At 63.9% G+C, this 8,756-nt stretch carries 10 protein-coding genes; 3 read left to right on the forward strand and 7 right to left on the reverse strand.

Annotated features, from left to right (window positions below; translation table 11 throughout):
- The first annotated feature begins 994 nt into the window (after nt 1-994).
- Nucleotides 995-2,335 carry an alpha/beta hydrolase gene (locus QN350_RS13050; RefSeq protein ID WP_322140514.1) on the forward strand — a complete coding sequence of 447 codons (1,341 nt, stop codon included), beginning with the start codon at nt 995-997 and terminating at the stop codon, nt 2,333-2,335.
- A 402-nt stretch (nt 2,336-2,737) separates the two neighbouring features.
- Complete coding sequence (locus QN350_RS13055; RefSeq protein ID WP_322140513.1) at nt 2,738-3,799, forward strand: hypothetical protein; 1,062 nt, start codon at nt 2,738-2,740, stop codon at nt 3,797-3,799.
- A 104-nt stretch (nt 3,800-3,903) separates the two neighbouring features.
- Here the strand turns inward: QN350_RS13055 and QN350_RS13060 are convergent, their stop codons facing one another.
- The 4 genes from QN350_RS13060 to QN350_RS13070 are packed head-to-tail and all read right to left on the reverse strand — an operon-like array spanning nt 3,904 to nt 6,074.
- Nucleotides 3,904-4,290: a hypothetical protein gene (locus QN350_RS13060; RefSeq protein ID WP_322135137.1), complete on the reverse strand. Its 387-nt coding sequence runs from the start codon at nt 4,288-4,290 to the stop codon at nt 3,904-3,906.
- Complete coding sequence (locus QN350_RS13065) at nt 4,291-4,728, reverse strand: hypothetical protein (protein ID WP_134559688.1); 438 nt, start codon at nt 4,726-4,728, stop codon at nt 4,291-4,293.
- Nucleotides 4,729-4,758: 30 nt separating this feature from the next.
- Entirely contained in the window at nt 4,759-5,154 is a 396-nt protein-coding gene (locus QN350_RS20005; protein ID WP_369125188.1) for a ParB family protein, read from the reverse strand.
- Nucleotides 5,151-6,074, reverse strand: a complete 924-nt coding sequence (locus QN350_RS13070; protein ID WP_322140512.1) for a ParA family protein — start codon at nt 6,072-6,074, stop codon at nt 5,151-5,153. Before QN350_RS13070 ends, QN350_RS20005 begins: the two co-directional genes overlap by 4 nt.
- Here QN350_RS13070 and QN350_RS13075 point away from each other — a divergent pair.
- Nucleotides 6,062-6,319 (forward strand): hypothetical protein, encoded by a 258-nt coding sequence (locus tag QN350_RS13075; RefSeq protein ID WP_323516498.1) that lies wholly within the window; start codon nt 6,062-6,064, stop codon nt 6,317-6,319. The two genes, QN350_RS13070 and QN350_RS13075, sit on opposite strands and share 13 nt — an antisense overlap.
- 50 nt (nt 6,320-6,369) lie before the next feature.
- Here the strand turns inward: QN350_RS13075 and QN350_RS13080 are convergent, their stop codons facing one another.
- From QN350_RS13080 to QN350_RS13090, 3 genes are all read right to left on the reverse strand, one after another.
- Entirely contained in the window at nt 6,370-6,789 is a 420-nt protein-coding gene (locus tag QN350_RS13080; protein WP_322140510.1) for a DUF3846 domain-containing protein, read from the reverse strand.
- 365 nt (nt 6,790-7,154) lie between these two features.
- The gene (locus QN350_RS13085; protein ID WP_322140509.1) at nt 7,155-8,090 is read right to left on the reverse strand and encodes a DUF3560 domain-containing protein; all 936 of its coding nucleotides are present in this window, start codon (nt 8,088-8,090) and stop codon (nt 7,155-7,157) included.
- Nucleotides 8,090-8,278, reverse strand: a complete 189-nt coding sequence (locus QN350_RS13090; protein ID WP_322140508.1) for a hypothetical protein — start codon at nt 8,276-8,278, stop codon at nt 8,090-8,092. Before QN350_RS13090 ends, QN350_RS13085 begins: the two co-directional genes overlap by 1 nt.
- Nucleotides 8,279-8,756: the final 478 nt, after the last annotated feature.

The raw sequence follows: 8,756 nt of genomic DNA on the forward strand, positions 1-8,756 counted from the left end.
CGTCCACGCTCCTGGTGATCGATGAATGGCTCGTCGACGAACCCGACGAGAGCACCAGAAGCATGCTAATAGAACTCCTCGATCGACGCTACGACCAAGTGTCAACAATGAGGTCCTGCACCCAATGCCCAAAGAGATTGGCAATTGCGCCTCGGCTCCGGGGTCTACGACGACGCGATCATGGACCGCATCGTGCACAAAAACATCTGCGTCGAGATCGGCGGCCAAAACATGCGAGAACACACCACCCGACCAGGTGAAGGCCTAAACCCTCGCTCGGTCGGGCGCCAACGGCCCCCGAACTCGCAAATACTCAACAGCCGGCGGCAATGAGGTCCTGGTAGAGGGTTTCGGTCTTCGGGCAAAGAACGCTGCGCAGACCGTCACCTGCCTCGGCGCGAAACAGGGAGTGAAATGAACCACTACGCCAACGTCAAAGGCGCGATTATCCAACAGATTCTGGCCCAAGCACGCGATTGGCGAACCGCCCGGCCCAGGATCTGAACCGGACTCTGATTACCACGTCCTGTTGAGGGCTCCTCCTACGGGGCGGCGGCAGCGGCGTTCCGCGGCATGCTTCTGGGTAGGCGCGGCCGGGGACACCAGCCAAAGGGTCTCCTCGGGAGGTTCCGGTCTGTGGTCAGGAGGCAAGGGTAGCTTCCATTTCATCTACCAGCCGGGCTGCGTATCTGAGCAGTTCACTTGCCCTGGCCTCCGTGATATGGCTCGCCCCGTAGGAGGTGAGAGTCTTTGCCTCCAGGAGCCGTAGGCGGGGTGTTCCCACGGCTGGGGAAATCTCGGCGCTCTGGGCGGACCCTTCCCCGCGTAGGCGGGGGTGTTCCCGGCAGCGGGTGTCAGATGGCAGTAATGGGAGACCCTTCCCCGCGTAGGCGGCGGTGTTCCACCCGGGGCCGCTCGAGACTGCGAGGTGTGAAACCATTGTTTGGGCGATCGTTCTACGTTTCTGGACGGGCGGAGCTGATCCGTACGGGACTTGTTCCCGGCCAAAGTGAAGATTGGTGGAGCCAAGATCAACGACTTCTGGAAAATTAGTGTCGTCGACGGGCCCGTTGTCGTCTTCTTTTTTGTGGCCTCCGGTCTCGCGCTGCTGTTTCTGCTGTTTAAGAAACTGAGCTGGCGCTGGACGGTGATGGCTTCGGCCGCCGTGATCCTCGGAGTGCTCGTTGCCGTCCTGGTCTGGTTCGTCTGTGTCCGGGTTCTTAATCTTTTTGGCATGTCATTGGGGACAGTCACCTATATGTGGCTCGCTGCCGCGTGCGGCGGCTCGAGTGTGGCCATCGCCAACCTGTGGGATTCCCGGCGGGCGCGGAAAGCAATCGCGGCAGGATCCATCCTGTTGTTCCTGATCACTGGAGGCCTCGGCATCAACGCGGGCTTTGGACTGAATCGTACCCTCGGCTCTCTCTTTGGAATCAGCACGGAAACGCCCATCATTTTGACGGCGCCCACCCAGGCTCCAACTCCGGGTCCTCTGGCCGGTCCGCTTTGGCAAACCTGGGTACCGCCTGCCGGAATGCCCGCCAGTGGAACCACAGGTAGTCAGATCATTCCTAACCCCGGATCCGGGTTCACCTCGCGTCCGGCTGGAATTTATCTCCCTCCGGCCGCTCTCGTACCAAATGCTCCCGCTCTCCCTTTGGTCATCTTGTTAATGGGGCAACCCGGGAATCCCGACCCGCAGTACGTGGCCGCGACCTTGGACCGGGATGCGGCCCTGCATGGTGGCTTGGCCCCCATTGTGATCGTGGCCGACCAACTCGGGGACCCGAGCATTGACCCGCTCTGCTTGGACACCGCAACATACGGGAACGCGGAGACCTTCCTCACCCACGATGTCGTCACCTGGGCAAAGGCAAACCTCAACATCATCCAAGATCACCGGTACTGGACAATCGCCGGTTTCTCTAACGGCGGCCAGTGCGCGATCTCCCTGGCCGCCAAACACCCCGACCTGTGGTCCAACGTCATCGACATCTCCGGCGAGTCCTTCCCCGGATCCGAGATTCAGGCGGCCACTCTCAAGGACATCTTCGGCGGCGACCAGAAAGCGTACGACGCCCAACGACCGGTCAACCTGCTAGCCGCGCACCGCTATGTAGACACTGTCGCGATATTCACCGCCGGCGCTGACGACCCCGGCGTACTGGCGGGCCAACGAGTCGTCGCAAGCGCCGCACAATCAGCCGGCATGGCCGTGACGCTACGAGAAATCCCCGGCGGCGGACACTCGGTGCGCGCACTAGACGGAGGCCTGGAGATCGGTTTCGAGGTCCTCTACCCACGATTCGGTTTGTCCGCACCAGCGACAGGATGAATGAACTCACAGCGAACCACTACCCGGCAGAACGCGACGAGGACCGAGATAGGCCGTGCGGCACGAGTCGGCCTTACGATCTCGGTGAGATGGTGAAATCTAGAACGCGCCTAGTCACAGGCTGACTGCCCGCAATCGATCAACTCCAAGCGCACCGAGATCGTAAAGCCGACACACGTTCGATTCATGGAATCCTCGGCACCACTCTCCCGCCGCTCGGCATAGATCATGCCGACCAGGTCACGCAGTTGGGTGCCGCTCCCCGGTCATCCGTGTGCATGACGGCACAGCACCCGGCCGAAGCGGGTCCCGCGCCCTCGATGACGAGGCTCCTATTTCGTAATTCGTTATCGTTATTCGTATTACGTTTACGTATTGCGTTATAGGTAATACGATATGGGTATGAGTCTTCCCGAGATCACCGATGTGCGTACCTGCGGTTTCCCCGGCTGCGAGGAGCCCGTGGATGCCACGCCCGGTGTCGGCCGGCCGGCCGGTTACTGCATCAACCCCGGCCACAATCGGGCCGCTGCGTGGCGGGCCCGCCGCGCCGAGTCCGGCCGCATCGAGCGCACGGTCGAGGACGAGAGGCTCCCCGTCGATGCCGCACGTCAGCGGGCCAGCGTGCTGCGCTCTCAGGTGGCCGGCATGGTCGAACACCTGCAGCAACAGCTCGTCGTCCTCATCGACGAGCTGCGCACGGTCGCGGATCCCGATGCGGCCGAAGCACAGATCGAGGCCGTCACCGCGGGCGCGGCCGAGCAGGTCGCCACGGCGGCCGCCCGGACCAACCGGGCCGAGACCGCCACCCGCAAGGCCGAGGCCGAACGGGCAGAAGCCGACGCGGCAGCCGAGGAATCCGCTGCCCTGGTCGACGAACTCCGCACCGTCCTGGACGCGCTCGAGCAGCGTGCCGCCGGACTGGAGGGCGACCTGGTCGTCGCGGGCGAGGACAACGCACGCACGGCCGCAGAGATCGCCGCCCTCACGGTCCAGGTGGGCGCTCTGACCGACGAGAACGTCGCCACGACCGCTCAGCTCACCGAGGCCCGGGAACTCGTCACCACGGCCGCCACGGCCAAGGACGAGGCCCTGGCGGCCGCGCGGGAGGCCGCCGCGCAGGCCGATGCCGCCGTGGCGCGCGCCGATCGTGCGGAGACGGAGGCTGCTGGCACCCGGGACGTGCTTGACCAGGCCCGGGTCGAGCGCGAGAGCGCACGCGCGGAAGCGCTCGTCCTCGCCGGGCGTCTGGCCACGGTCACCAGCGAACGCGACAGTGCCACGGCCGAGGCCGTCCGGGAGCGTTCCTACGCCGAGCAGCGCGTCACCGACGTGCGGGACACCCTCGAGCAGCAGCTCACCCAGCTGCGCGCCGACTTGGACCAGTCACGCACGAGCGAACGCGAGCAGCGCACCCGCGCCGACCGTGCCGAATCCCAGACGGCACGCCCCAAACAGAAGTAGACCGCCAGCCCACTCCCCCGCTGCACCCCGAGTCGCGAGAGGATCCTCGACAGGCCGTGTGCCTGGTCGTTGTCGGCGCCGGCGGTGGAGGCGGTTCGTGGCGGCTACCGGAAGTTCTTCGTTGAGTCCGTCTCGTTAGGGTGACCGGTCGTAGCCTTCGTGATGTACACGCGTCCAGGCTTCTTCGCCTTCGCGTTGGGCTCGTCAACGGCGTACCACAGGCGAGCACCGTCAGTGACCTTGTACTGCCACTGCGGCATGACCACGCCATCGACCAGGACCGTGGAGAGATCCCCACGGAGTTGGTAGCAACGATCAGGGTCGTACCGCGCAGGATGCGCGGTGAGATAGTCGTATGCGTCCGCGAGGGCGTTCTTCGCGGACGCCTTCAAATCCGTCCAGCCGCGTTGGGCTGCGGTGTTGCCAAAAAAGAGCTCGTACTCGGTGCCCTTGATCGGTCGCGGAACCGCGACGCCACGCTTCCCCGCCACCTACGGGCGTTCGACGCGAACCGGGGCGGCGGGCAGCTCGATCGGCTCGACAGGTCGCATGCCCATCGCGTAGGCGACGGCCGTTTCCTGCCACTCCTGCTGCGCCCGCAGCAGACGCTCGAACGTACCGAGCTCACTAGCGGCATAAACGAGCTGTTCAATCTCGGCCGCGTACGCGGCGAGCTCCCCCGGGGTGAACTCCCCCGCCCAAGCGAACAGATCAGTCAACGCCGCCGCGACGTCGCCCTTGTTCCGCCCGATCGCCCGGATCAGCCTGCTCGAGAGCGCGATACCGTTCTCGAGGACGTCGAGATCGTGACCGCGCAGGATCACGAGATCGTCACCATCACGGCGCGTGATCCGGACCTGACCCTCATCAATGTGAGCCAGAACCTCCTTGGGCTTACGCAAAAGGTCAGTAAAAGTCGCGGTACTCATGCCCACACACTACATCAGATAAATATCTGATTAGCTGAGTGGTCGCCCGACCGGCAGCGGCGAGCTATCGCCTTCGTATGGCTCCCCTGCGTTGTGCAGGAGTTCTCTGCGTTCCACTTCGGCTTGGATCGCTCGTTCGACGAAGTCAGACCAACTCTTGTCGCCCTCGAGGTGGCTCGTAGCCCGGTACGTTGCCCGCGCGCGATCTCTAGTCTGCGCAGACAAGTACGTGGTCATCCTCGCGGTCGGTTCTGCCATAAGGGCAGGCTTCCGTGCCGGAGCCGCAGCAGGCTTGGACAGCTTGGGCTGCTGAACGGGCTGCACTGTGGGTTCGGTGCGGTTTCTGGCTTGCAAACGACTCAAGTCGGGAGTCCCGGCACGGTGCGCTAAGCCGCCGATTTGTCGGCTGGGGGTGTCGTCGCTCATGCGAGGGCCTCCTGGTTCTCGGCCGCGGTGATTCGGGCCACAACTTCTTGGGTGATGGCTTGCAGGTCGTCTGCGACGGATGAGGCTGTCCGAGGTGCGAGAGCTTGTGCCTGGGCTTCGCCTCGGCGGATCTCGAACCACTTCGGCCCCTTTCGTACCTCCGCGTCGAGTTCGTGGACGAGGAGGCCCCGTTCTCGTGTGGCCTGGGCGGTTGCTTCGCTATGACGGACCGTGGCGGTGAAGACGACGTTGTTGTCAGCATTGAAGAGCTCCGCGATGTGTTCGCGAGCTTCGCGCTGGACGACGTGGGCGGATGTGCCGACGTCGACGAGAACGACGCCCAGCAAGTCGAGGGTCGGATTCACGCCCAGGACGGCGTCGAGGCGTGCAGCGACGGCGCCGAGTCCCTTGCGACTTGATTTGTCGCTCTTCACAGGCACGAGTGCCCACCTGGCAGCGGCGACGGCGGCCGTCTGGAGGGTCTCATCGCCGGGCGGGCAGTCGATGAGGATCATGTCGTAGCCGCCGGCGAGCGGGGCGAGTAGATGCGCGACGGCGAGCTTGGCGCCGTCTGGGTCTTTGTTCGCCTTTGCAGAGAGCCCGGCCGTGGCCTGGTCGAGAGCAGGGCCTCCCGCGAAGACGTCCAAGTTCGGCCGGACTTCCTTGATTGGCGCTGCTCCCCCGCCGAACATGAGTGCTTGTGCGAGTGCGCGGCCGGTGTCGTCTCTGTCGTCGTCGGTGTATCCGAGGTCTTCAGCGAGATTGCCTTGGGGGTCAAGGTCCACGAGCAACACGCGGTATCCGTTGTTGGCGAGCATGCCACCGATGTTGGCGGTGAGTGTCGTCTTGAGGACGCCTCCCTTTCCGTTGATGACAGCGATAACGCGTTCCAAGGCGGTGCGATCGAGTGCCTGAGGCATATTCGCTCATTTCGTTTGACGTCAATAGTGACAATACAGCTAATACTGTCATTAGTGCCATAAGTGGCAATGCTGTTTTTACTGCTATTGCAAACCTTACCAGCAATACCAGCAATACCAGCAATACCAGCAATACCGCTATTACTGCCATTACCATTAATGCTTGTATTACTGTCATTGAGTCAGTGCGCCAGCCCGATTCCACAGGCCAGACCTACACCCGGCCCGGCGTCGGGGGAGCGTGAGGGGGTCGCCCCTCGCCTGCTGGCCCGTGAGGGCCAGCAGGTTGTCGCGGTTAGATGTTGCGGAGCATGCTGACGATGGTGGGGAAGGGGGAGAGGCTTTCAACGAGGGTGTTGATGATGCCGGGGTCGGGTGTCTGGGCGAGTGCCTTCTGGATCTTCGTGAGTTGGGAATCGGTGAGGCCGACGGTTTCACCGCCGGGGGTGACGCTGACGGCGATGGCGGTGCCGAAGATGACGGTGGGGGAGCCGAGTCGGTGGGCCAGCACGGTTGCGGGCAGGTTCAGGGTGGACCCGTTGATGAGTCCTTCATCATCGACGAAGAGGTCGATGTCGTCGTCCAGGCCGACGACATCGAACATCGAGCAGCCGATGGCGGCGCAGATGTCGGCCCCGATGTTGCTCTGGTCCAGGTTCAGGGTGGTGATGGTGTCGGTTGGGGTGATCTTGATGCTGCGGATGGTGGTCGTCATGGGGTTCTCTCTCTCGCGTGGTGAGTGGCCCGGGGTCCCGGGGTCTCTGGGCAGTGGTTGTTGTGTCGTCCACCGTTTTTCTGCCCTGGGTGGCAAGAGAAATCGATTGAGAGCGGGAGTGCCGTAGTGCCCGCAGTCTCGTGCGAAATAAGGGAGCTTGCTACCGCGTGCGAGAGTGTGGGTGACGCAGGCAGGGAAGCGAACTACGATGACCGGCCACCAAGGGAAGAAAAGTCTTGAACAGGGCTGGCCGGCGTAGCCGGGTCCGAGGGGATCCGGCCTCCGTGCCGGGTACACCTGGTGGGGGAGTGTGAGGGGGTGCCCCTCACGGCCGACCCTTGGGTGGGCCGGCCGCTGCGGCGTGCTTACTCGGGCCGCACGAGCTGCTGAATCTCGGCATACGGGGCGGTGTCCGTCCACGTGTAGCCGGTGGTGACGCTGACCGTTTTGGCGTTGGCGCGCACGACTTCGCGCCATTGGCCGCGGATCCTCACCCGGTCGCCCTTTCTGACGGTGGAACGGTCGTAACCGGTGGCCGTGCCACTCTCAACCTGGGCGACGCGCACGGCCTCCCAATAAGCGATCCGGTCGCGCTTCTCCCCGACGTGCGGCGCGAGGCGCTCCGCCCGGGAAGTCATCTGCTCGGCCGTGGCGTCGATGTAACCGCGTGTGTCGTCGTAGAACGGGGCGGTTATGCGGCGTTCGAGCTTGCGGAGCTCAGAACCCAACGTCTCGATGCGGTTAGCCACAGTGACCGGGCTATATCGGGCGTTGGTGGTGTGGGTGGCCGCGTCGGCGCGCGCCTGGGCGGTGGTGGCGTCTTCGCTGGCTTCTACTGATTTGCGCATGGCGTTATCTGCTGTGACGATCGCGTTACGGTGGCGTACTTCGGAATGGTGGCCAACCTTGATCGGTTCGCCTCCCTCGGGCAGGCGATTGTGCGCGGCCTGAGCGTTGGCCCAGGCGGCCTCTTCGGCGCGGCTCTTACGCTCTGCTTTGACGGCCAGGGCGTCTACCCGGTCGGCCTGACGCTCGATCTTTCCGGCCTCGACGTCGGCGGTCGTGCGGTGGCTGCTGTCGATGTCGGTTTCGACCTCGAACCCGGCGGCTTCTAGTGCCGTCTTGGTGCCGGTGATGGTGTGCAGCTTGGGCAGGCGGTCGCGGGACTGGGGGACGAACCAGGCGCTGATGCTGCGCCCCCAGCGCCATCCGGCGGACTTGAGGACGTCGGCGGTTCCGTCACCTCGGCTGGTGCCGGCGATCAGGGTTCCGGCTTCGTGGGTGTGGGTGATGGTGAGCATTAGCGGGTTCCTCTCGGGGTTGTGCAGGCGTTGACGCGGGAGCCGTTCGGGGTCATGACGATGACGAACCGGCTTCTGGGGTTGGGGTAGCTCTGGCTGTTCCAGAACGTCGACATGTCGGCGCTGCTGAGCAGGTTGTCGGCCCCGAGCACTCCGGGAGTCAGGGGCTGAATCTGAGTTGTGAGCATGAATTTTTCCCTCGATCTAGGCGACGCTGTCGGCGTAGCGAGTGGCGGTGCAGGTTTCGCCCGGCTGAGTGTCTGCGATACCTTCGGACCGGCAACCGCTGCAGGCACACCCGCTGGCGTAACGCTCCCTGGGGTAGGTGTTCTCGTTGTAGTAATCGGACTCAGCCATGGGTTCTCTTTCCTTCGTGAACAACTGTTTTTTTGCCCTATCTGGCAAGAGAAATCGAGAGCGACCGGGAGTGCTGTAGTGCGCGGGTTCTCGGGCGAAATAAGCCCGCAGGGCGCGTCCGAGAACCCGGGTGACGTAAGGCGCGGAAGGGAGCTACGGTGAAACGCCAGAAAGGACAAAAAGGCCCAGTGGACAGTGCCGCGCAGCGGCTCCAATTGCTCTTGACGGCACCGCCGTCACGGTTTCGAGACTGGTGTCACGGTGATATTCCGCCCCGGGGGAGCGCGAAGGGGGGGGAGAATTGTGGGG

This window comes from Cryobacterium sp. 10I5 (assembly GCF_035019865.1).
GTDB lineage: Bacteria > Actinomycetota > Actinomycetes > Actinomycetales > Microbacteriaceae > Cryobacterium > Cryobacterium breve_A.

Coding starts and splice junctions, on each gene's coding strand:
- QN350_RS13055 (WP_322140513.1), top strand. CDS start 2,738: ATGAGTCTTCCCGAGATCACCGATGTGCGTACCTGCGGTTTCCCCGGC.
- QN350_RS13065 (WP_134559688.1), bottom strand. CDS start 4,728: ATGAGTACCGCGACTTTTACTGACCTTTTGCGTAAGCCCAAGGAGGTT.
- QN350_RS20005 (WP_369125188.1), bottom strand. CDS start 5,154: ATGAGCGACGACACCCCCAGCCGACAAATCGGCGGCTTAGCGCACCGT.
- QN350_RS13070 (WP_322140512.1), bottom strand. CDS start 6,074: ATGCCTCAGGCACTCGATCGCACCGCCTTGGAACGCGTTATCGCTGTC.
- QN350_RS13080 (WP_322140510.1), bottom strand. CDS start 6,789: ATGACGACCACCATCCGCAGCATCAAGATCACCCCAACCGACACCATC.
- QN350_RS13085 (WP_322140509.1), bottom strand. CDS start 8,090: ATGCTCACCATCACCCACACCCACGAAGCCGGAACCCTGATCGCCGGC.
- QN350_RS13090 (WP_322140508.1), bottom strand. CDS start 8,278: ATGCTCACAACTCAGATTCAGCCCCTGACTCCCGGAGTGCTCGGGGCC.